At 30.6% G+C, this 22,368-nt stretch carries 21 protein-coding genes; 2 read left to right on the plus strand and 19 right to left on the minus strand.

Features of this window, described 5'->3' with window-relative positions; translation table 11 throughout:
• Positions 1-30 precede the first annotated feature (30 nt).
• From I5M07_RS03025 to I5M07_RS03090, 14 genes are all read right to left on the minus strand, one after another.
• The gene (locus tag I5M07_RS03025; protein ID WP_200104710.1) at positions 31-582 is read right to left on the minus strand and encodes an LbetaH domain-containing protein; all 552 of its coding nucleotides are present in this window, start codon (positions 580-582) and stop codon (positions 31-33) included.
• Between the two features lie 16 nt (positions 583-598).
• Complete coding sequence (locus I5M07_RS03030; RefSeq protein WP_200104711.1) at positions 599-1,672, minus strand: glycosyltransferase; 1,074 nt, start codon at positions 1,670-1,672, stop codon at positions 599-601.
• Positions 1,673-1,724: 52 nt separating this feature from the next.
• Positions 1,725-2,888, minus strand: a complete 1,164-nt coding sequence (locus I5M07_RS03035; RefSeq protein WP_200104712.1) for a glycosyltransferase — start codon at positions 2,886-2,888, stop codon at positions 1,725-1,727.
• Positions 2,889-2,957: 69 nt separating this feature from the next.
• The gene (locus tag I5M07_RS03040; RefSeq protein ID WP_200104713.1) at positions 2,958-4,265 is read right to left on the minus strand and encodes a hypothetical protein; all 1,308 of its coding nucleotides are present in this window, start codon (positions 4,263-4,265) and stop codon (positions 2,958-2,960) included.
• Positions 4,266-4,276: 11 nt separating this feature from the next.
• Positions 4,277-5,515: a glycosyltransferase family 4 protein gene (locus I5M07_RS03045; protein ID WP_200104714.1), complete on the minus strand. Its 1,239-nt coding sequence runs from the start codon at positions 5,513-5,515 to the stop codon at positions 4,277-4,279.
• Positions 5,512-6,594 (minus strand): glycosyltransferase family protein, encoded by a 1,083-nt coding sequence (locus I5M07_RS03050; protein ID WP_200104715.1) that lies wholly within the window; start codon positions 6,592-6,594, stop codon positions 5,512-5,514. The genes I5M07_RS03045 and I5M07_RS03050 overlap by 4 nt, the downstream gene beginning before the upstream one ends.
• Positions 6,591-7,568 carry an exostosin domain-containing protein gene (locus I5M07_RS03055; protein ID WP_200104716.1) on the minus strand — a complete coding sequence of 326 codons (978 nt, stop codon included), beginning with the start codon at positions 7,566-7,568 and terminating at the stop codon, positions 6,591-6,593. The genes I5M07_RS03050 and I5M07_RS03055 overlap by 4 nt, the downstream gene beginning before the upstream one ends.
• Before the next feature lie 121 nt (positions 7,569-7,689).
• Positions 7,690-8,991, minus strand: coding sequence for an MATE family efflux transporter (locus I5M07_RS03060; protein ID WP_200104717.1), 1,302 nt, complete (start codon positions 8,989-8,991; stop codon positions 7,690-7,692).
• A gap of 99 nt (positions 8,992-9,090) precedes the next feature.
• The gene (locus I5M07_RS03065; protein WP_200104718.1) at positions 9,091-10,023 is read right to left on the minus strand and encodes a hypothetical protein; all 933 of its coding nucleotides are present in this window, start codon (positions 10,021-10,023) and stop codon (positions 9,091-9,093) included.
• 18 nt (positions 10,024-10,041) lie between these two features.
• Positions 10,042-11,487: a nucleotide sugar dehydrogenase gene (locus I5M07_RS03070; RefSeq protein ID WP_200104719.1), complete on the minus strand. Its 1,446-nt coding sequence runs from the start codon at positions 11,485-11,487 to the stop codon at positions 10,042-10,044.
• 49 nt (positions 11,488-11,536) lie between these two features.
• A complete protein-coding gene (gene gmd / locus I5M07_RS03075) occupies positions 11,537-12,661 on the minus strand; it encodes a GDP-mannose 4,6-dehydratase (protein WP_200104720.1) in 1,125 nt (374 codons plus the stop codon).
• A gap of 95 nt (positions 12,662-12,756) precedes the next feature.
• Positions 12,757-13,710, minus strand: a complete 954-nt coding sequence (locus tag I5M07_RS03080) for a GDP-L-fucose synthase family protein (protein WP_200104721.1) — start codon at positions 13,708-13,710, stop codon at positions 12,757-12,759.
• Between the two features lie 17 nt (positions 13,711-13,727).
• Positions 13,728-14,717 (minus strand): mannose-1-phosphate guanylyltransferase, encoded by a 990-nt coding sequence (locus I5M07_RS03085; protein ID WP_200104722.1) that lies wholly within the window; start codon positions 14,715-14,717, stop codon positions 13,728-13,730.
• 10 nt (positions 14,718-14,727) lie between these two features.
• Entirely contained in the window at positions 14,728-15,153 is a 426-nt protein-coding gene (locus I5M07_RS03090; protein ID WP_200104723.1) for an adenylyltransferase/cytidyltransferase family protein, read from the minus strand.
• A 518-nt stretch (positions 15,154-15,671) separates the two neighbouring features.
• Between I5M07_RS03090 and I5M07_RS03095 the strand changes: the two genes are divergently transcribed.
• Complete coding sequence (locus I5M07_RS03095; protein WP_200104724.1) at positions 15,672-16,142, plus strand: UpxY family transcription antiterminator; 471 nt, start codon at positions 15,672-15,674, stop codon at positions 16,140-16,142.
• A gap of 104 nt (positions 16,143-16,246) precedes the next feature.
• Here I5M07_RS03095 and I5M07_RS03100 read toward each other — a convergent pair whose 3' ends face one another.
• From I5M07_RS03100 to I5M07_RS03120, 5 genes are all read right to left on the minus strand, one after another.
• Positions 16,247-16,450, minus strand: coding sequence for a helix-turn-helix domain-containing protein (locus tag I5M07_RS03100; RefSeq protein ID WP_200104725.1), 204 nt, complete (start codon positions 16,448-16,450; stop codon positions 16,247-16,249).
• A gap of 84 nt (positions 16,451-16,534) precedes the next feature.
• Positions 16,535-16,771 carry a helix-turn-helix domain-containing protein gene (locus tag I5M07_RS03105; protein ID WP_200104726.1) on the minus strand — a complete coding sequence of 79 codons (237 nt, stop codon included), beginning with the start codon at positions 16,769-16,771 and terminating at the stop codon, positions 16,535-16,537.
• Between the two features lie 362 nt (positions 16,772-17,133).
• On the minus strand, positions 17,134-19,290 hold the full coding sequence (locus I5M07_RS03110; protein WP_200104727.1) for a hypothetical protein: 2,157 nt from the start codon (positions 19,288-19,290) through the stop codon (positions 17,134-17,136).
• Positions 19,290-20,030, minus strand: a complete 741-nt coding sequence (locus I5M07_RS03115) for a hypothetical protein (protein ID WP_200104728.1) — start codon at positions 20,028-20,030, stop codon at positions 19,290-19,292. The genes I5M07_RS03110 and I5M07_RS03115 overlap by 1 nt, the downstream gene beginning before the upstream one ends.
• Before the next feature lie 9 nt (positions 20,031-20,039).
• Positions 20,040-20,465 (minus strand): T9SS type A sorting domain-containing protein, encoded by a 426-nt coding sequence (locus I5M07_RS03120; protein ID WP_200104729.1) that lies wholly within the window; start codon positions 20,463-20,465, stop codon positions 20,040-20,042.
• Between the two features lie 712 nt (positions 20,466-21,177).
• Between I5M07_RS03120 and I5M07_RS03125 the strand changes: the two genes are divergently transcribed.
• Positions 21,178-22,335 (plus strand): AMP-binding protein, encoded by a 1,158-nt coding sequence (locus tag I5M07_RS03125; RefSeq protein WP_200104730.1) that lies wholly within the window; start codon positions 21,178-21,180, stop codon positions 22,333-22,335.
• Positions 22,336-22,368: the final 33 nt, after the last annotated feature.

Consider the following 22,368-nt stretch of genomic DNA (forward strand, 5'->3'; position numbering starts at 1 on the left):
GTAGATTTTTGTATATGTAAATAAAAAAAATTAATCAATCTGTATTTTATTGTCTTTAAATAATATTTGTTTAGCTGGATTACCACCTATAATTAAATTTCTTTCTACGCTTTTGACAACTACTGATCTAGCTGCAACTACAACATTATCTTCAATTTTAACACCTGGACCGATAAAGACATCAGCTGCAATCCAAACTTCACTCCCTATAAAAATTGGTTTCAAAATCAATGGAAAATTATTTTTTGTATAATCATGGCTTGAAGCACATAAATATGTTTTTTGAGATATCACAGTATTATTTCCAATATTTATAAATCCTTGATTATAACAGTCAACTTTTGGACCTAAAGTAGAATTCTTTCCTAACTGTAAATTCCAAGGTGCCCAAATTTTGACAGAAGCATAAATATGAGATGACCAACAAATTTTTGCTCCAAAGCATTTTAACACGAAAATCCTCCATTTTTTAAATAAACGACTTGCAAAAGGTCTAAAAAAAAATATATATACTACATTCCAAAATAATCTTGATATTTTATTTTTAAAACTAAAAGAATGATCATAGTTGGCTAAATCCATTTGACTATAGTTTTTTTTAATTGAGTGCTTTTTTATATAAATCTATTATATGATTTGAAACAGTTTTAATATCATATTTTTCAGAAATTAATTTTTTTCCATTTTCTCCCATTTCAAATAAAATGGATGGAGAAATATTTAAAATTTTTATAAGAATGTTTTGAAGGTTAACGACTGATAAATCAATCCACCATCCACAATTAAATTTTTCTAAATCTTCCCAAGGAGTTCCCTTTGTAGTAATTACTGGAACTCCAACAGCTAATGCTTCAGCAACTACCATCCCAAAATTTTCACTATACGTAGGTAAAACCAATACATCCGCAGATCTTAAAAAATCCCATTTTTCCTGATCGTATTTTGTTCCTACGAAATGTACATTTTTTAAATTTTTAGCATTTTGTTTTAAACTTTCTATATAAAATTCATCTCCATTGCCTGCAATTTCAAGTATCCAATCTCCTGTATTACAATTTCTCCAAGCTTCTAATAGAACCTCAATACCTTTTTTTGGGTGTATACGAGACAAAAAAACGATTTTTTTATTTCCAAAATTTAATTTTTTCAGATTCAATCCGCTTAAATCAATACCATTTGGAATTATTGAAATAGGATTTTTAAACCCTAATGCTTTGATATTTTGAGCTTCCATTTCAGCAGTTGCATGAATGTAAGTTGCTCTTTGTATGGCTTTTCTTTGATAAAAAAATAATGCTATTTTCTTCTTCCAATGATTACGGTTTATAATCCAAGGTTCTAACATACCTCTAGGGGTAATAATGTATGGAATTTTTTTACGGTAAGCCCAAAATGCCATTACTTGAATATATGGATTCCAAATATGTTGAAGATGAATTAAATCTATTTCTTTATTAGATAATCTTGAACCATAAATAAATAATTCCCAAATTGATTTAAAATGAACCGATAGATACGTACTCTCTTTAACATCAGCCATATTAGTACTTTCTTGCGTAATCAAATTAATAAAAATACCGTGATTTGCTAATTCAATACAAGTTGTAGGAACTGAATAAGAAGGACCTCCAGTACTTTTATCAATTGAGTTTGTTATATGTAATACTTTCATTATTTCAATGATTTATTATGAGTAGTATGATTCTGTGATTTTTTTTTAATATTTATACTGCTAATATTTTTTTATAAAAAGTTTCAATAGCATTTAAAGAGTAGTCAGCAGTAAATTTATGTGCTTGTTTAATTGATTTTTCAATCACTTCTGCTCTTTCTAATGCATTTAGATTTATAACTTTTCCTAAAATTTTTGCAGAATCTTCTCTCCATTGTTGTACTTCATCTATATCAATAGGTTTTCTATCAACATAAAAAGAAGCTTCTTCTCCAATTTCATTCATTGGGGCTTTATTAGTGGTTATCACTGGACATCCAGATGCCATTGCTTCAATAATTGGCCACCCAAATCCTTCATCTAATGATGGGAATAATAGACAATTAGCTCCTGAGTATGCACTATTTATATATTCATCCGATAAACCACTAACAAAATGAATATTTTCTTTATAAAGAGATTCTTTGCGAAGTTTTTCTAACTCTTCTGATGGTTTTGCTCCAATTAAAATTAAAGGAATATTCAAATTATACATACTACACCAGGTTGTGTAAATTTCTATTACTCCAGTTCTGTTTTTATAGAATTGATTACCACCTATATGCATAATATATCCATTGCATAAATCTATATTCAATTTTTGTTGTAATAGTTTTCTTGATACATCTCTTTGTAAAGGAGTAAACGGACGATTCAAACCGTTGTAGCATACAGAAGATTCTAAAATTTTGTCTCGATGGAGATTGTGTAAATCTTCTTGCGTTTTTTTAGAAATACTTATAAAGTATTTTCCTTTTGAAAATCCATTTCTTATAAAATTTTGATATTGTTTACCTGTAAATGAAGTTTGTTTTTCGGGAATTGCATCTAATGCTGATTTTAAAGCTAAAAAATCATGACAATGAACTATGTGTTTTCTGTTTTTAACTAATGGTACCCAAGGTCCTAAGGCCTGATCGGCAAAAACGAAAAGAGTATCTTTTTTACAATTAAGAAGTTTGATTTTAACCTCCAATGGAAATACTATATATTGGTCAATATATCCAAACCATTTTTTTAAGAATTTAGCAAAAGATAATTTATAAAATCTAGCTTTTGGAGACCAAACGATTATCTCATGTCCTCTTTCTAGCATACCATTTGACAACATATTTGCAAACCGAGGCATACTTTGCGAATTTAAAAAGAAAGGATGAGTAAAAAGTACTATACGCATGGCTTTAAATTTTGGAATATTAGACAAAATTATTTAGTAATATATAACTTAAGAGAAAAAAAAATAAGTCTAAAGATTTTCCTTTTTACTTAATGGGACTGTTGTGAGGCCTGCCATGATGATCCCAAAAGCCAACACACTGGGGTATTGCCATTGACCTTGCAATATTGCAATACAAGCAGCACCACACAAAGTAAAAGGTAACAATCTCTCCTCATTAGGCAATGACCAAGATTTAATAGCCAATGTTATTGCAAAAACTATTCTCAATACAATCATACTTCCTCCAAGTATAATTCCTTGTTCACCAGCTAAACGACCAAATTCATTTTCTGAAATTAAAAAAGTGGACTTCCCCACAAGTAATTGTGAACCAACATTTGTTCCCTTACCTAAATTACCTTCAAAAAAAGATTTACTAAATAATTCTTGTATCGGTTTAGTTAAATCGTCAAGTGCTCGCATCAAAATTGAATCTTGCAAACTTCCTCCTGGAGTAGATTTATTTGCGTTATCTACACGAGCCATAAAAACTTCCGTGCTTAGCCTAAAAACTGAAGAGTATTCTTGAAGATATAGAAACGTTATAACTAGTAAGACAACTATAAAAATAAATTTAAAAAACATCTTAAAATTTGATGTTGAAGCTACTGTTGCAAATAATCCTACTAATAACACTGCAACAACTGTACCTCTACTAATAGTTAGAGGTAGTGCTATTATTAACACTAATGTACTTGTAAAGAGTAAAAACTTATTGCAATAATCTTTGGATATCCAAAAATAAAATACAAAAACTGATACAGCTGTATAAAACCCCGTCAACCCACTTATAAATGAATATGTTCCTGATGGTCTATAATGCCCCATTGCACCCGCTTCAAATCCTGAGGTTCCTTCTCCTCCTACTCCTACATTAACAAAAGAAGTTTCTGGTGAATTAAATTGTAAATACACTATTATCGTCATTAAGATATTGACAGCTAAGAGAAATTTTCCAATGTTTAAAACATCTTCTTTATTAAAAACAGAACCGATTATAAAAATCAAAGGAAAATTAACTAACATTATTCGGGCTCCATATATCCCTACAAAGAGATTACCATGTCCAAATGTTAGTGTTACAATTAGACTTAATATGGTAAATAAAGAACTAAAAATCAAAAAGCTATTAATAAATTTCACCTTCATTTGAATCGCTCTGAAGATGATAAAAAGGGCTATAGGATCTCGAACCACCAACAAAGGTGTTGCTAATCCTGGTAAAATCCACTTGCGTAAAGCACCCTCAAAAATCCAAAGTAAAAAATATAACCATATGGCTATTTTTATTGAGTTATACTTTGAAGCGTCAACATGTTCCAATGTAATATCCATATTTTATTTTGTTATTTTAAAGCTGAAAGTGCTTTTACCATTTCCAATCCATACACAGACCACGGACGTTCATTAGCCTTTATTTGAGCTTTGCTTCCAAACTCTTCTAAGATTTGTGGTTTTTTAAATATACTTTCAAAAACATTCCTTATAGCATTAGATGAAGCTGCAGGAACTATCCAACCATCAACATCATCTTGAATTAAATCAGGACCGGCTGTTCTATCAGTAGTAATAACTGGAATTCCTTGCGACATTGCTTCAGTTATAACTAACCCAAATCCTTCAAAAAGCGAGGGAAAAACCAATACGTCATGTTCATGCATACATTTTAAAACTTGATCATGCGGTAAAGAAGGTATCCAATTGTGTTGAGTTAAAGCTTGGTTTAAAGCCTTACAATTTGGTACTGATTTTTTTCCTATTACGGTTAGTTCTATTTTTGATTCTAAACCTTTAACGGCCTCAAATAAATATGAAATCCCCTTTCTTTGTGATAATCCACCTACAAACAAAACCTTAAGTTTTCTATTATTTAACGGAATATATTTCTTTTTGCTTTTTACCTCCGGAAAACCATATGGCACAACTTTTATTTCCGGAAGATTCCCTTTGTAATCTTCCAAAGTTTTTTTTGTAAAACTACTCGCTACAAAAATTACATCTGCTAATGCTAATTCTTGATCTTTTTTATGTAATTTTTCATCAGAATCATTAAAACCAGTTAAGGTATTGGACCATTCTTGATTATAATCAATTTCATCTTGCATTAAATTTCGAGCACTCTTCCAATAACCAATTGGTAAATCATAAATACATTTTATCCCTAATTCTTTTGCTTTTTTAAAGGTTTTCAAGGCACCATCTTCATAAGCATAAATACCTAACAAACCATTTTTTTTAGCTTTATATAAACTATTTGAAACCCATTGATCGTGCTTTTCATAGACTTTGTCAATACAAAAAAATCCACTTTCGTGTCTTGTAAAAAAAAGTAAATTAAACTTAGAAGTAACAATTCTTCCAAATTCAAAAAATGACTTTGATTTGGTATAAGGTTGCCATGAGCTATGCAAACTTCTTCTTTTTAAATCTTTTAATTTTGGATTATTTCCTAATTTAAATAACAACTGATTTGGAAATATTGCTACAGCAGTAAATAATTTAAAAAGTAAATTATAATTTAATAATCCCTCAATTAAATTTTTTGAATTCGCATTCAAAGTAGGGTGTGAAACTAATAATTTCATGATATTGAAATTGAATTAATAAATAGTTGTGCAAGATTATTTACTTCGTTAGTTTGTAAATTCAAATAAGAAAGTTTTAAATTATTCTTTTCATACTTAATTATTTGAGGAATAATATATTGACCTCTAGTAGGTGTCCATTGACGAGAAACACTTATGGTAGTTAAAAAATGTTCTTTATATGCTGCAAAAACACCGCTTTTTTCCGTTTGAAAATATGGAGTGGTTGAAATTCCAAAATCACTATTAAAAAGGACATTAGAAATTATTTCTTCCGATTGAATTCCATAAACTTCGTATTTAATTTGGTGTTGTTTTAATATTTCTTTATAAGTTGAAAGTTCAACACCATTATTCCCAATAAATACAAATTTTATAGGTTTTGAAAAAACAGATTGTATTTTTAATAAATCTTTAATGAAACACTCAAAAGGTGCCTGAGGATGAATACTTCCGAACAGTACGAACTGTGTATGGGATTTAGCGTCTTTTTCAACAGTTTTTAACGGTATATTGCTGTATATTGGTAAAATTTTTGCATTAATATTATGCTCATTCAAAAAAAACTGGTACAGTTTATTTTGAGTATTAATTGAATTTGAACTCGTATTTTTTATTATTCTTTTGGCAATCCATTGTTGCAATTTCCCTATAAATTTATGCTTGAAAGGAGATTCTACATCTATTCCTAGCCATATTTCATGAAACATAACATGCCAATAATATCCTCTATTAATTTTCTTTAAAAAAGATGGCAACCAAAAAGGCAATCCCTTGGGATTAAAACTATGCGGGACATATTGCAATGAAATCCAGTCGGGTTGAAATTTTCTTAAAACACATTGTGTCCAATTATAACGTCTATTTTGATCAATCTCTTTAGGTATTCTGTGAACAAATATTTTATTTCCTTCAATCTCTTGATTTTCATTTATAAATTTTGGAGCATGTCTATCACATAAAGATAAAATTTGTGCATCATGACCTAATCCTATCAACTTACCGCATAAACGTCTTGTATAATCACCCACACCATCTTTCCCTTGTTCGGCGGAACCACAAATAAAAAGTATCTTCATTTTATGTATTTTTTTTTGTAATATCTTAACAAGTTCCTAAAATGATATGGTTCAAAAAACCTTAAATATTCATTTATATAATCAAAAACAGATAGTTGATTTCTCGAAGCATGTAATGTTGCCGCCGCATCTGAAAGAAAGTGAAATTGATTTTCAAATGACATATACATTTCATAATTCTTCCTTGCGTTGACTCCTAATTCAATATATTCATTTTCTCTACTTTTCAGAATATGCTCAATTTTACTAACATCTTTTTCTTTGATACGTATGGAACAACTTTTCCAATCAACCCCTTTAGTTTCAACCCAATCATCAGATATTATTACAGGAGCTATTCCAATTTTCATGCTTTCAAATAATCTATAAGAACTTGGTCCGATACCCCTTGGGCACAGTATAAATTTACTTTGAAATAAAATATCAGCATATTTCTCAAAATATTTTTTTCGATCTTCTTCGTTTAATTCCCATGAATTTGATTCACCAGTGTCATTTATATTTTCATCACCTTTGTAACACTTGATGATTTCCTTTCGAGCAGAAGGATAGGTTCTAGAAGCCCCCATAAAAGAAAATAGATATTTTTTTTGTTTATCATTATCAGGAATATATTTAACATTAGGATTAGCCGAAATTTGTTCAAGATAATGAAAAGGATAGTGTAATTTTTTATTAAACGTTGAATTACAGACTGATGGTGAAATTGTAGGAATTAATGTTAAATTTTTATCATGATCATGATATAAATAACATTTGTTTTTATATAATTTGTAAGTAGGATGCTTTAAAACTTCAAAAAAGTAAGGATCATTGCCTGGATGATGTTCTACAAAAATTACTAAATCTGCTATTCTAGGATTATCTACTAATACATATTTTTTAAAAGGATCATATAAACTAGATTTTTTTAAATTTTGAAATGCAAAGTTTTCTTTGCTTTCATTATACGCCGATAATATATATACCTTCATAAATATTCTTTGTTATTCAACTTTTAAATAATTATTCTAAAACTTTTTTAATATTTATAATTACAATTGTAGATGTAAATTATTACACATTGGAAATAAGTAATTGTATTTAAAAAAGAAATTACTTAACTAACCTTAAAATTTTAAAAAAAATGTAACTCCCATTAAGTAAAAATCCACATAGTGCACTGAATAAACTTAACATTAAAACTCCGTTTAAGGTTGAAACATCAACGAAAAAAAAGGGAAAAATACTACCGAACAAATTAAAAATTATCATTAAAATAGGATTTATAACCCATCCTCTAGATAACGATAAGTAAGAAAAGATCGTAGACCCTAGATTTATACAACCGATTAAAACACTCAGTAACATCTCATTTTTCAAATCCTTATAAGAATTCCCTAAAATTAAAAGTAATTGATTCGAAAATATTGACACAAACAAAAGCAATAAAACACTTATAGTAACAACGATGCTTATTGTATAAAATGACGCTTTAAGTAAAACTTTTTTTCTTAATTCTAATCTTGCAAATCTGGGAATTATCAAAGTATTTATTAATACTGTAAATATATTTAATAACATTGCAAACCTTCCTAGAGCACCTAATTGAGCTACTCCAACTGTGGTTCCGAAAATTGAAATTACCCAAATCGTAATCTGCCCAGATAGACAAAAATAAATAGATCCAGGAAGGATTCTTTGAACAATTTTAATGATTTCTTTTTGAATAACTGGATCTGGCTTAGTAGTTTTATCAATAAACTTATCAGCTATTTTTTGTAATTTAATGTTTCCAAAAATTCGGGGTATACCATTAGCTAAAACCGCTATAAAAGCCCAAGGAAAAATAAACATCGTTAATCCGATAATAATTAATCTAAAAATTCCAACTGAAATTTGATTCTTTTGTAAAGGAATAATATCTTGATGCAATTTAGGTACCATTTCTATCAAACAATCTGATAATGCTGCGTAAAATCCTGGAATTAAAGAAATAGAAATAAGAATAGAAGTTAACCAAGATGCATTGTTATGTATTAACAAATAAATCAATATTGGAATAAAAATTGTTAAACTCACTATTGCAAACTTGCGTCGCAAATCAAGCCCTGTGGCTAAAACTGCCCCTAACTTTTCTTTATTCTGCCATACTTTTGCCCCTTGTGACATTACCCCCGTTGAAAGACCTCCATCCCCTAAAACCATCATTGCTCCCATTAATGTATTGGCCAAAGTATACAATCCATATTCTTCCACTGGGAGTAATCGAATAATTAAAATTCCTGAAGCAAATCCTAATGCTTGTACAATAATTTGAGCACCCCCAGTAATTGAAATCATTTTGCCTAAATTCAATACAGCTCCATACTTAGGGTGTTGTTTAAACTGAGTGACCAAATTATTTTTTTTAATCATTATATTAAAATTCTATTACTTCAAAGTATGTTTTTAAAAAACACGATTTCGTTTAAATTAATTCATGTAGTAAATTCAAAAAATGCAATACAATTAAATCTATATCCTTTTTTTGCCTGAGGTTGAATTTTTCATGTAATACAAAACTGCACTTGCTATTTTTTTTTGTCCATTTGCATTAACATGAATATCATCGCGGAAATCTTCAACATCCAAACCCCTTTCTAAATCAAGAATTATGGGAATATTATTTTGATGTGCGAATTGAATAATTTCTTTTCCTTGTTCATTATAATGTCTAGCTTTTACTTCCGCTAACTCCGCATGCAGAAATAGTGTAAGGGGAATATTATTGGATTTGGAATAAATTAAAAAAGATTGAAAACCGCTATTAAAAGTGCTATACTCTTTTTTCTTGTTTATTCCTAAATTATCTTGAAATGCTAAGTTTTGTCTAAAAGCTTTTTTGATTCGAGGTATAATATAACGATCAAACAATTCTACAACTGCAAATTGATACTGTTTGTTAGGAAAACTTTCGTTTATACCTACAATTTTTTCAAAATTCATGTTGTCATAAGCATCGTGTGAACTCACAAAAAGAAAAATAGATTTGGCTCCAAAATTCCCATTTTTAGTGAGATAGGCATAACAATTATCGGGACCCCAGCTACCAGCAGAAATGTTTAAGAACTGCACTTTTTTGTCTGCTATCTTGCTCAACGTATCCGATAAAATAGTGGTCGCTAAGGAATCTTGATCGGTTTGCACGCCACCATTAATAATCGAATCTCCAAATCCTAAAATAATATTGGCTTTAGTATCAACTTCATCACTTCGCATGGATTTTGAATTATAATTTACATTATTTCGAAATCGAAAACGATGTTGATTTGGCTGAGCAATATATTCAAAATCTGGATCTTCTTTCATCAAAACAGTATCGCAAAATCCAAAATATTGCCTTAAAAAAAGTTCCGAACTAAGAAGAATTAATACAAGTAGTAATAAAATTAGAATAGTTTTTTTCAAAAAATAAATTATTAAAAATTAAAAAACAGACTCTTCATAGAATTGGCGAACAAGTCCTTTTCCTATTCCTTTAATTTGGAAACCGATAGCGGTTAATTTTTCAATATTCAAAATATTACGCCCATCGAAAATAAAAGCTGGCTTGTACATGCTGTAATAAATGGCTTCCCAGTTGTAATCTTTAAATTCATCCCACTCGGTTAATATGGCAATAGCATGTGCTTGATTTACAGCATCAGTATATGAATCATAAGCATGAATTTGATTTAATTTAGCTTCAATTTTTACTTCATTTAAACCTTTCAATTCAAAAAGATAACGCATATCTGCTTTTATTTGATTTGCTGAAACTTTAGGATCATAAATATGAATCTCGGCACCATCTTCAATTAAATGTTCGGCCACGTAAATAGCAGGAGATTCACGGGTATCATTCGTGTCTTTTTTAAATGCCCAACCCAAGAATGCGATTTTTTTTCCGCTAACAGTATTAAAAAGAGACGTAATAATGTTTTTAGCAAAACGGTATTTTTGATAATCGTTCAAAATGATAACTTGCTCCCAATAATTAGCTACTTCAGGTAAATTAAAATAACGGCACAAATACACTAAATTTAGAATGTCTTTTTGAAAACAAGATCCACCAAACCCAACCGATGATTTTAAAAATTTTGAACCTATACGGCTATCGGTTCCTATTGCCGATGCAACTTCATCAACATCAGCCTCAGTGGCTTCGCATAATGCAGATAAGGCATTGATTGATGAAATGCGTTGTGCCAAGAAGGCATTGGCTGTTAATTTTGATAACTCAGAAGACCAAACGTTAGTAGTCAAAATTTGTTTAGGAGATAACCAATGTGCATAAATATCTACTAATGCCTGGATTGCATTTTTGCCACTTTTTGTTTGTTGTCCACCAATTAAAACTCGGTCTGCGTTTAGTAAATCCTCTATAGCAGTTCCTTCTGCCAAAAACTCAGGATTTGAAAGCACTTCAAAATTTACTCCATTTCCTGTATGATCTAAAATGGTCTGTAAGGTTTTAGCAGTACGTACCGGCAACGTAGATTTTTCAACAATTATTTTATCATTTTTAGCAATTCGAGCAATTTGTCTAGCGCATAATTCTACGAATTTTAAATCGGCTGCCATTCCTTTTCCCTCCCCATAGGTTTTCGTTGGAGTGTTAACCGCAATAAAAATCATTTCTGCCTCTTCTATTGCTTTGTCTACGTCTGTAGAAAAAAATAAATTTCGACCTCTTGCCTCTTCAACTACTTCAGCAAGGCCAGGTTCGTATACAGGTAAATTTTCTAAATTTGAATCATTCCAAGCCGCAATACGAGCTTCGTTTAAATCAACTACTGTTACTTTAATTTCTGGACATTTTAAGGCAATAACCGACATGGTTGGACCACCAACATAACCTGCTCCCAGACAACATATATTTTTAATTTTCATAAACTTATTTTTTAGTAAAGACAAATTGACAACAGTTACTTTTATTCTGTTACTCGTAATAATTCATAATGGCAAAACCCGATTCTTTTAAAAGTTGTTCTTTGCGCATTAATTGCAAATCCGATTCCATCATTTCTTGAACCAATTCATTTAATTCGTACTGGCATTCCCAACCTAATTTGGTTTTGGCTTTGGTTGGATCTCCAATTAACAAATCAACCTCGGTCGGTCTGAAATACTTAGGATCAACCGCTAAAACTTCTTTTCCAATTAAAAGTTGGTAATCTGGATTGCTGCAAGAAGCCACATATCCTTTTTCTTCAACACCTTCTCCTACAAACTCCAGTTCAACTCCAACTTCGGCAAAACTCATTCGAACAAATTCGCGAACAGGTGTCGTTTTTCCGGTAGCAATAACCCAATCTTCTGGTTCTTCAGCTTGTAGAATCATCCACATCATGCGTACATAATCTTTGGCATGACCCCAATCACGACGCGCATCTAGGTTTCCTAAATAAAGCTTTTCTTGTAATCCCAATGCAATTCTGGAAACAGCTCTAGTAATTTTACGTGTTACAAAAGTTTCTCCACGAATAGGCGATTCATGATTGAATAAAATACCATTACAAGCATACATTCCGTAAGCTTCGCGGTAATTTACGGTAATCCAATAGGCATACATTTTGGCAACTGCGTATGGCGAACGTGGATAAAATGGTGTCGTTTCGGATTGCGGCACTTCTTGTACTTTACCGTACAATTCGGATGTAGAAGCTTGGTAAATACGTGTCTTTTTTTCCAATCCCAATAAACGAACGGCATCTAAAATGCGTAGCGTTCCTAAAGCATCAACATTTCCGGTATATTCGGGTGTTTCAAACGAAACCGCTACGTGGCTCATAGCCGCTAGATTATAAATTTCATCGGGTTGAATTTCCTGAATTAATCGGGTCAAATTAGTACTGTCGGACATATCTCCATAATGTAAAATAAAGTTTCTATCTTCTACATAAGGATCTTGGTACAAATGATCGATACGATCGGTATTGAATAAAGAAGTACGTCTTTTAAGACCGTGTACCGTATAACCTTTTTCTAATAAAAATTCGGTTAAATAAGCACCGTCCTGCCCTGTTACTCCTGTAATAAAGGCTGTTTTTTTTGATGAATTCATAAGATACGTTTTAGCACAAGGCATTGTATTGCACTATTGCAAAAGTTGAAAATTGGTGTTGTTTCTGATTTTTAAAAAGATGCTACAAATGAATTTTAATAGCTCTTTTCTTTTAAAGTTTCGATGTTTTTAAGGAACCAATCGTACGTTTTTTGAATTCCTTCTTCTAAATTCACCTGGTGCTTCCAACCTATTTGGTGCATTTTAGAAACATCTAATAATTTTCGTGGCGTACCATCGGGCTTGTTTTCATCCCAAATAATATTGCCAGTATGCCCCACAATTTTTTGGATAGTTGTTGCGAGTTCTTTGATAGTTAAATCTTCGCCTGTACCCACATTATACAAATGCTCTGGTAATTCGTTTTCAAGAGCAAAAACCACCGCAGCCGCCAAATCATCTACAAATAAAAATTCGCGCATCGGTTTACCAGAGCCCCAAAGAATAACGGGCGCATTGTTACTGTTTTTAGCTTCGTGAAATTTTCGAATCATGGCAGGTAAAACATGCGAACTGCTCAAATCAAAATTATCGTGAATGCCGTACAAATTGGTTGGCATTAAACTCACAAAATCTTTTTGAAATTGTTTGCGAATGGCTTCGCATAATTTAACTCCAGTAATTTTGGCAACCGCATACCATTCATTAGTAGTTTCTAAAGCCGATGTAAGTAGGTATTCTTCTTTTAAAGGTTGAGGTGCTAATTTTGGATAGATGCAAGAACTTCCTAAAAAAATAAACTTCTCGACATCTAACTGATGTGCCTGGCTAATTAAATTATTTTGAATTTGCATGTTTTCCATCAAAAATTGATATGGAAAATCGTTATTGGCTAAAATTCCACCCACTTTGGCTGCCGCATCAATAATGACATCGGGTTTTGTTTTTACTAGAAAATCCTGAACTGCTTTTTGGTCTTTTAAATCCAATTCTTGGCTCGAAGCACCTATTAAATTGGTATATCCTTTTTCTGTTAACGTTCTCCATATCGCGCTACCAACCATTCCTTTGTGTCCGGCAATATAAATTTTAGAATTGATATCAATCATTTTATACATTTTAAAGATTAAAGTAATGGTGAAGCAATTGCCTCTAATTGTTGGTAAACGTTTTTGACTTCTTGCGAATTTTCTTTTTGTAAAACCATTAAGGCATCATCTGTATAAATCAGAATGCAATTTTTTACTCCGATAAAAGTGGTGTGTAACGATGTTCCGATAACAATATTTTTGTTGGCATCAACCGGATGGTTTTTTTGCACTAAATATTCATAAACCGACTCGAATGAGCCTAAATCGGACCATTCAAAACGGGTAGGAACAACTTTAATCGTTTTACTTCGTTCCATCACAGCATAATCGATACTTATAGAAGGAATTAAAAGCGAAAGTTCAAAATTCAAAAAGCCGTTTTTATTTGATTCCCAAGCCAATTTAGCTGTTTCATAAACTACCGGTTCTTGTGCTTGCAATTCGGCTAAAAATTTACTGGCTTTAAAACAAAACAAACCACTGTTCCAAAAATAATTTCCCGATGAAAGATATTCCCTTGCTGTTTTAAAATCGGGTTTTTCATGAAAAGCAATTACATTTTCCTCTTCAAATTCTATATAACCATAACCTGTTTCGGGCTTTGTAGGTTTGATGCCAAAAGTCACCAAATAATCATCTTGCGCTAAGGCAATGGCTCTTTTTAAAGCTGCTTCGTATAATTCGTCCCCTTCAATAATATGATCGGATGGTGTAATGAGTAAAATATCATCGGGATCCGAAGCAAAGGCTGCAAAGGCAATTGCAGCTGCCGTATTTCGAGGAACTGCTTCGACAATATGCGTGAATGGTCTATCGAATTTTGACATAATGGTATTACTCATTTTGTAATTTTCAATATTTCCAACCACAATCATTTTATCGGCAAGATTTTCATTACGAGCAACGGTTTTCTCAAAAAGCGATTGGCCTTCAAAAAGCGAAATGTATTGTTTGGGCATTCTTTTTCGGGAAAGTGGCCACAAACGACTTCCTATTCCGCCAGTTAAAACTACATGAGTAACCATACCTTTATTTTTAAATTACTTTTAATAGTTCTCTTTGGTACACTTCGTGACGCAAATTAGTGCTCGAAAAACGGTGGTCTCTACTATTAAAATAAAGTTCGATACCTTTTTCTTCACAATAACTTCTGCCGGTAAAATCTCTGTCTTTGTATTCATCGCCAACAATGCGAATATCAATGGCAAATGATTTTAAAATATCTTCTAAATCTTGCTCGGTAGCATAAGGAACAATTTCGTCAACAAACTTACAAGCCTTTAACTGTATGTATCGTTCTACTACGGTTTGGGTTGGCTTGTTTTTGTTTGGACGATCAAGAGTAGGATCAGTTTGTAAGCCTACAATTAAATAATCGCAATGTAATTTTGCTTCTTCTAACATTTTTACGTGACCTGCATGTAGCAAATCAAAAGCGCTAAAGGTAATTCCAGTTCTCATTTGTTTACTTTTTTAAATTAATAAATGATTTAATATTTAAGATTGACTAATCTGTAAATGGTATCAAAATGATACTTTGTTAAGCTTATTTTTAGGGCTTTTTTTGCAATTTGGATAGGGGTTCCCCGTGAATAGTTGCATTTTAACTACTCAAAAAAGAAATAAAAAAAGTAAGAAATTAAACTTTAGGTCTTCTCTTTTTCATTAAGATGATTTCCTTTTATTCTACTTAAAATTGAAATCGAACACTTAAAAACAGAACTTATCCTGCTATGTTAATTTATGTTAAAATTATAAGAATACTTTAAGTCAAACCCTTCAATTTAGTAACTAAATAACCTAATTAAGGACTTTTAGCTACAAAACACACAACGCAGCTCCATTTTCTGAAGTAAATTGAATGATTAAATACCTATATAATATTATAGCATATTTATGATTATAAAGATGCAGTAGTTAATAATAATATGTAAGAAAAAATCAAATTAAATTTTACCAAACAATTAAATTATAAGAGTATGAAATGGTATGTTGTATACACCAAACCTAAATGGGAAAAAAGAGCGGCAGATCAATTAAGTAAAATAAATATTAATTGTTATTGCCCAGTTATTAAAAAAGTGCAACAACGTTCGGATAGGAAAGTGAAAGTTGAGGTTCCTTTGTTTAGTCATTACATTTTTGTACAATTGGCAGAAAAAGACCGAAACAAAGTATTTCATTCACCTGGAGTTGTCCGCTATTTGTTTTGGCTTGGCCGACATGCGATTGTAAAAGACCATGAAATTGAAACCATAAAAGAATGGTTGGATACTAGCGATACGGCTTCAGAAATTTCGGTTATGCAGTATCAAATTGGAGATCGAATTCATTTGAATTCAGGACCGTTTTGCCATCAAAATGCTGTCGTAAAAGATATAACCAAAACCCACTATGTTTTAATTTTAGAAACCTTAGGTTATGTTTTAAAAGTAAAACATAAAGCATAAAAAAAGTGGGATTTTTAAATCCCACTTTCTTACTTTGGTTATTTGTTTTTGAGTTTTGTTTTTTCTTCTTCTATTACTAAAATTGTTTACAATTTTGTTTCTTTTTAATTTTCAAGTTGAAATATTTGACTTTTTTTAATTCCTAAAATTTTCACCAATTGATCTAATTTTGAGATTTTGAGATCAACTTTACCATTTTCGATACTTTCGTATTTCTTGACACTTATTTCCATTTGAATTGCAATATATTCAGATGGCAGATTATTTAATAATCGGTACTCTTTAATTTTTGAATAGTAACTTTCCATAGTGCTTTTTATTAAATTTTACTTTTAAAAACCTAAACATCAATTATTTACTGTAACGTTTTTAAAACCAAATAATTGTACGTTTTAATTATTTTCTTTTTCGTTAAAAAAAAGGGATACATTAAATTTGAATATAAAGTCGGTTGATACTTGTAATACTTTCGCGATTTCAATTAACTTCGATACAGTCAAATCCACATCTCCTCTTTCAATTTTGCCATAACCGCTGGTACTCATATGCAATTCGGCGGCAACATATTCTCGTGTTAGATTTTTTAATTCTCTAATTTTTCGAATGTTTTCATAGACTTGGTACTTCATAAAAAATCATTTATGCATTATTGCTATTTCTATTGTTAAATCATTGTTATTCTTACTTTAAAAACATTGAAAAATTATTAGTGTTTTCAATATTTATGTAAGAATCTTTCTAATTATGAATCGAATGTACCAAATTTAATAAATGATTTTCAATAAATTAGACCAAGTGTATGTAAAATCCGATAAAATACAAACGGAAAAAAATTACAACGTTTTCGTAAAATGGAAATTATGATAGAATGCTTCAAACGGAATTTAAAGCAGGTAAATTTCTGACAAAAAAAAGAGAAGCTACTTTAAAAAAAGGCTTCTCTTCACTTATTTTTACAAAATTTAAACTACAATTCTACATCAAAAGTGAATTATTGTGTTACCAAAAATTGCGGATAAGGAGCAGGTGATTCATTTATTAGCACGGTAGGCACATTATCTTTTACGTTTACTAACATTTTACTTAATGAAGGATTGGCTAACAAAGAACTATTAACGAAAATACTTTGATTTTGACCAAAATTTCTCAAAACATTTCCTTTTACTGTTGAATTTAAAATACTATTAACCATATTACGCTGTCCTGTTGATGAATAAACAGGAATATCATCCATCAAATTACAACCTTCAAAAAAACTACCCTGTGCACTAACAATAGCATCGGTTGTCTTATTATTATAGAAATTACAGTTGTATAACGATAAAGCCGACCCACTAAGAATATTAAGACCTTTATGATTAGTAAAATCGCAATTAGCAATAATTGGTGTAACTAGATTTATAGTATTAAAAGCTAAATCATTACCATCAAATTTACAATTAATCCATGCACACAAATAATCTCCTCTTGTTGCCCTCATAGAAACTGCTGTTTCACAATTAATAAATTGCCCACCATAAAAAACAGTTTTATCTACATAACCGTATTCTTCTCCTGCCATATTGGGATTAGGATCTTGAAAAAAACCTATTTTACAATTTATAAAACTTAAATGATCAAAAAAACAATTATCAAATCCGGTGTTTCTATACAAGTGTATCCCATATTTTTGATCTCTAAAAGAAACGTATTTTAAATTCGTAAAGGCTATTAGCTTAATTTCATCAGGTGAATAAACTCCTATACTTCCTCCTTGAAGAGTTATATGAGACAGTAAAAAATCGTGACTCCCATTATCTGAATCCACTAATGTAATTAAAGGAAAAGTATCATCAATACCAACGATAACTGTCTTACCTGTTCCTTTTCCTATGATCCCTTTTGTTCCATCAACTGTTAAATTTAGAGTAGACTTAATGTAAAAAACTCCTTCAGGTAATTCTGCAATACCTTTTTTATCTATAAGGTTTTGTATATAAGCAGTGCTATCTGGTTTATCTTTACTATCGGTTCTCCAATTTAAACCTAAAGGATCTGGTATTAATTCCCAATTTGGTCTTGACCAAGGATTGTATTGTGTTCCAACTATTTTTTTTGAAATTATATTTTTTGCGTTATTATTAAGTATATCATTTTTACCATTAAATTTATACTGAATTTCATGATCTTTATCAATGTTAGCCAAAAAATCATATCCTAAAACATTTCCTTCTTTTCGAATATAACTTCCATTACCATTAATCATAAGAACATTTGTTTTAGAAGAAAAAACATCGGTAGGAAAACTCAAAAATTTATTAACAAAATACATTTCATCAGTTTCAATATCAAAAGATGGAGTTCTAACAGCTGAATAACTGTTTCCTCCTCCAAAATCTGATATTTTTATGCTTCCCATATTTCTAGCAAAAAACATAGATTTTGTTCCTTCCCCTTCTAAATTCCATGCTTCAGCATCTATACCTACAAAATTGACTGATTTTAAATTATCCAGTTCCGTTGCATCCCCATGTGGTTGTAAAAAATTTGTTTGCAAATGAACATTTCCATAACTTGGAGTTACTGAATTACCTTTCATTATAAGTTGATTTGAGTGAGCTTGAATTTGGTGCCTTATAATTTTATTATTTCTGAAAAATCCTGATTGACTGCAATCAAAATTTATTCTCCCCATAAAATTTACTATAGTTGAGTTTTCTAACATAAAATTAGTTCCTTGTAAAATCGCCCATTTTATAGTTTTAAAAGTGCAATTTGAAATGACATTTCCTGATTCAAACTTTATAATTTTACTTTGTGGCAACAAATCTTCTAAATGTACATTTTGACTTCCAGCAGCAATGGTGATATTGGAAACTTTCGTAAGTGAAGGATGTCCATATAGCTTTTGGTTGCTTTTCATTACAATATCTACTCCCGAATAATCCCCTTTTTCTAGGCGTACAGAACCATAGGTATCTAATGCTTGTTGAAGAGTAGCCTTTTTGGTTATAGGCAACAAATACGCATTAAAATAGTCAATTTCTTCTTGTTGATTATCAACACCCTTTTGGGCTTCGGTTGGTTTTGGAGCTTGATTAACTGCATATTGATAATTTTGAGAAAAACCTATAGCAGAAAAAAGCATTAAAAAAAGCAATTTTTTCATTATTGTCCTGATATGATATAAGAGTTAGTTCCGGTTTTGCGTAACATTCCAAATCTTACATTTCCTGTTTCACTAGTAAAGATAGCACTTCCATTTAAATTATAATTCAAATTAACTCCAGATGAGGCTTTTATAGTTAAAATAGCACCGTTATGTGCTTCGAGATTTATTGTATCACCCACTAACATGCTTCCAAAATCGGGAGTTAAGGTTAAAGTAGAAGATGTAGTACATTCGATAGTATTATTTATATCGGTACTTGCCATATTTCTAGACGCTTTTACCGAAATAATAGCTGCTCTGCTTGTTCCTCCTGTTGATCCGCCTATTAATCTTTCTGCTGTTTTAGCATGCAGCGCATAGGGCACACTTAAAAGTTGTGTAGAACCAATGATATTATAACTGCTTCCCCCCTTTACATCTACTTGTGTTTCGATAAAATAAGGTCCTTTTTCCCAAGCTATTTTACTAAAATCGCCTGTAATTACGGATCCCGTACCAATTTCAAGAGAAACCAATCCGTTACTATTGGTCGTTTTAAAATGCGTTTCTTGGTATACAATAATACCCGAAGTACTACCTTGCAGTACACTTATTTTCATACCAATTTTTGAGCTGACAACTAAGCTATTATCTTGAGCACGTACAATAGCTTGATAACTCATTTTTTCGGGAGATTGAGCTACTAACTTAGGTGCTAATGCGAAAAGTAAAATTAAAAGGGCAAATGCTTTTTTCATTGTATATTTTTATTTTTTAATTATTTTAAATGTTTCTACTACTTTATTATCTCTGTTAACCACAAGAATATAGACAGAAGGACTCAAATGATCTAAATGAATTTGGGTTTCTCCTTCGGCTATATTTTTTTGCTGCAGGAGCTTTCCTTGCAAATCAAAAACTTGGTAAAATTGATTGTTAGCATCCAATTCATATCCATCCATTTTCAAAGTCACATAGTCCGTTGTTGGATTTGGAAAAACAAACATTTGGGTAACTACTTTATCTATTTCCGGTTTAGTATTCAATAATGCAGATATTTCATGCTGAATACCCTGTGCGACATTGTAATTAGAATCTTCTCCTATATACGTATAAAAAACTTGTCCAATAGAATACGCAATAGAGCCTGTGCTACCAGACGCATTACTACCAGATGAAATTATCGTTTCCATTTGATCCGAATTAGTAGAAGCAGTTTGAAAATGTCCTTTAAAAGGAAGCAGTATAATTAAGAGTATGAGTAGGTTGTAAAATCGGAGATTTAGTTTTTTCACTGTTTTATATGTATTAGATTTGGGTTTCGCAAAAATATTTATTTCAATAAAACAATCGATAAAATTAACAATTTAATCGATAAACTACATAAAACCAATATTTTAACATAACTTAACCTACTGTTTTAGTAAAAATTTATAAAATAAAATAAGAGAAAATAGGTTAAAAAAATAATCTTAAACTTTGATGCAAAATTTAATTAGGGTCAAATCTTTTTAAAATTCTCAAAACTTGCAAAAACTTTTAAAAAAAACTTCTTAAAGGGCTTTAAAACCATTTCAAAAAAGCTCATGATGAGTTACTTACTTTCCTAATCACGGATAAAAAACAACTAAATTTGGAAACCAAAAAACACTAAAATCTTAATTTTATACTATAATTAAAGCTTCAAAACTCCTACACACAGCGTATAGTTTTTAACAAAATTGATAATCCGATTTTAAATAAGGAATTATCAATGAAAGTATTGTTCAAGAATATTTTATTTAACATTAAAAATCTTATTTTATTTTGAATCAATCATAAAACCAAAATCAAACCTTTACCAGAAGCACACAGTCAATCTTATTATATCAAATCGATTTTGTTTGAAAATATTAAACTGCTAAAATGAAAAAAACAAACCACAATAGTTTAAATCCTAAAATGCATTGGACTGAATTAAATAAGCAATGCACATCACTATATGAACTATTTGTGCATCAAGCTAAAACTACTGCTAATACTGTAGCGATTGTATGCGAAGATCAAAAATTAAGCTTGGAACAATTAGTTGCAAAAAGTCATCAAATGAGCCATTATTTTTTAGCTGAGGGTTTATCTAAAGGCGATTTAGTAACAATTAATCTTGAAGATAGTCCGGAAATAATTGCGCTAATTTTAGCAATTTTTGAATGTGGTGCAGTTTATGTAAAAAAGGATTCGGAATCGTTATTCCAAAATATTGAAGACAATACAGCTGAATCCGATTTTAGGTTTTTAATTACTTCAAAAACAGGACAAAATATTAAAAATAAATCTTCAAAAATTTTATTTATCGAAGACATTTTAGCATCACTAAATGGCTATTCTACCCAATCAATTGCTATTAAACCAAAACCTAAATCAATTGCTTCTGTAATGTACATACCTACCGCTACCGAAAAACTAAAGAGGGTAAAAATAACACATGAAAATTTGATTGATTTTCTTAAAAATAAACCGATTGAATTTGAAATTAAGCAAAAGAAGTTAATTGAATTAAAAACAAATTTGTGTCATCAAATAACCGAATTATTCCTCCCCTTACTGAAAGGTGAAACTATTGTTATAAACGGAAACAGTAATTTTTATAACGAAAATTTAAATCGAAAAACGCTTAAAACAATCGAAAATATTCAATTGAATTTAGAAGAACTTGCGATCCAAATTCAAATTTTAAATCAGAAAATAGAGCATTTATATCATAAAAAAATTGGGGCAAAAAAACAGCAGGATTCTTTAAATAAAATTAAAGCGAATCATTTTGATACAATTGAATTAAAAAATGGCACTCAACACAAAACGAACGGGACAAATGGCTTTCATAAAATACAACAACCATTGTTTCTTTTTAACCAAAACGGGCATGCTACAGCGGCAACAACCAGCAAAAAAAAATACATCATTATGGCCAATCAGCCACCAGTAAATGGAAGTCGGCTAGGTCGTGACAAAAATGGAAATCCAGCCTGGTTCATTGCCGACCCCAACCGCCAAGGAAACTATATCGTTATTAAATCATTATAAGAAAAACAATTAATCATAAAAGGTTAATTCTTA

Source organism: Flavobacterium agrisoli, assembly GCF_016522065.1.
In the GTDB taxonomy this organism is placed as follows: Bacteria; Bacteroidota; Bacteroidia; order Flavobacteriales; family Flavobacteriaceae; genus Flavobacterium; species Flavobacterium agrisoli.

Excerpts from the sequence above, each read along its gene's own strand:
- I5M07_RS03080 (WP_200104721.1), bottom strand. The coding sequence starts at position 13,710 with ATGATTGATATCAATTCTAAAATTTATATTGCCGGACACAAAGGAATG.
- I5M07_RS03040 (WP_200104713.1), bottom strand. The coding sequence starts at position 4,265 with ATGGATATTACATTGGAACATGTTGACGCTTCAAAGTATAACTCAATA.
- I5M07_RS03030 (WP_200104711.1), bottom strand. The coding sequence starts at position 1,672 with ATGAAAGTATTACATATAACAAACTCAATTGATAAAAGTACTGGAGGT.
- I5M07_RS03105 (WP_200104726.1), bottom strand. The coding sequence starts at position 16,771 with ATGAAGTACCAAGTCTATGAAAACATTCGAAAAATTAGAGAATTAAAA.
- gmd (WP_200104720.1), bottom strand. The coding sequence starts at position 12,661 with ATGAATTCATCAAAAAAAACAGCCTTTATTACAGGAGTAACAGGGCAG.
- I5M07_RS03125 (WP_200104730.1), top strand. The coding sequence starts at position 21,178 with ATGAAAAAAACAAACCACAATAGTTTAAATCCTAAAATGCATTGGACT.
- I5M07_RS03090 (WP_200104723.1), bottom strand. The coding sequence starts at position 15,153 with ATGAGAACTGGAATTACCTTTAGCGCTTTTGATTTGCTACATGCAGGT.
- I5M07_RS03025 (WP_200104710.1), bottom strand. The coding sequence starts at position 582 with ATGGATTTAGCCAACTATGATCATTCTTTTAGTTTTAAAAATAAAATA.
- I5M07_RS03110 (WP_200104727.1), bottom strand. The coding sequence starts at position 19,290 with ATGAAAAAATTGCTTTTTTTAATGCTTTTTTCTGCTATAGGTTTTTCT.
- I5M07_RS03095 (WP_200104724.1), top strand. The coding sequence starts at position 15,672 with ATGAAATGGTATGTTGTATACACCAAACCTAAATGGGAAAAAAGAGCG.
- I5M07_RS03120 (WP_200104729.1), bottom strand. The coding sequence starts at position 20,465 with ATGGAAACGATAATTTCATCTGGTAGTAATGCGTCTGGTAGCACAGGC.
- I5M07_RS03070 (WP_200104719.1), bottom strand. The coding sequence starts at position 11,487 with ATGAAAATTAAAAATATATGTTGTCTGGGAGCAGGTTATGTTGGTGGT.
- I5M07_RS03085 (WP_200104722.1), bottom strand. The coding sequence starts at position 14,717 with ATGGTTACTCATGTAGTTTTAACTGGCGGAATAGGAAGTCGTTTGTGG.
- I5M07_RS03115 (WP_200104728.1), bottom strand. The coding sequence starts at position 20,030 with ATGAAAAAAGCATTTGCCCTTTTAATTTTACTTTTCGCATTAGCACCT.
- I5M07_RS03050 (WP_200104715.1), bottom strand. The coding sequence starts at position 6,594 with ATGAAGATACTTTTTATTTGTGGTTCCGCCGAACAAGGGAAAGATGGT.
- I5M07_RS03035 (WP_200104712.1), bottom strand. The coding sequence starts at position 2,888 with ATGCGTATAGTACTTTTTACTCATCCTTTCTTTTTAAATTCGCAAAGT.
- I5M07_RS03045 (WP_200104714.1), bottom strand. The coding sequence starts at position 5,515 with ATGAAATTATTAGTTTCACACCCTACTTTGAATGCGAATTCAAAAAAT.
- I5M07_RS03055 (WP_200104716.1), bottom strand. The coding sequence starts at position 7,568 with ATGAAGGTATATATATTATCGGCGTATAATGAAAGCAAAGAAAACTTT.
- I5M07_RS03060 (WP_200104717.1), bottom strand. The coding sequence starts at position 8,991 with ATGATTAAAAAAAATAATTTGGTCACTCAGTTTAAACAACACCCTAAG.
- I5M07_RS03100 (WP_200104725.1), bottom strand. The coding sequence starts at position 16,450 with ATGGAAAGTTACTATTCAAAAATTAAAGAGTACCGATTATTAAATAAT.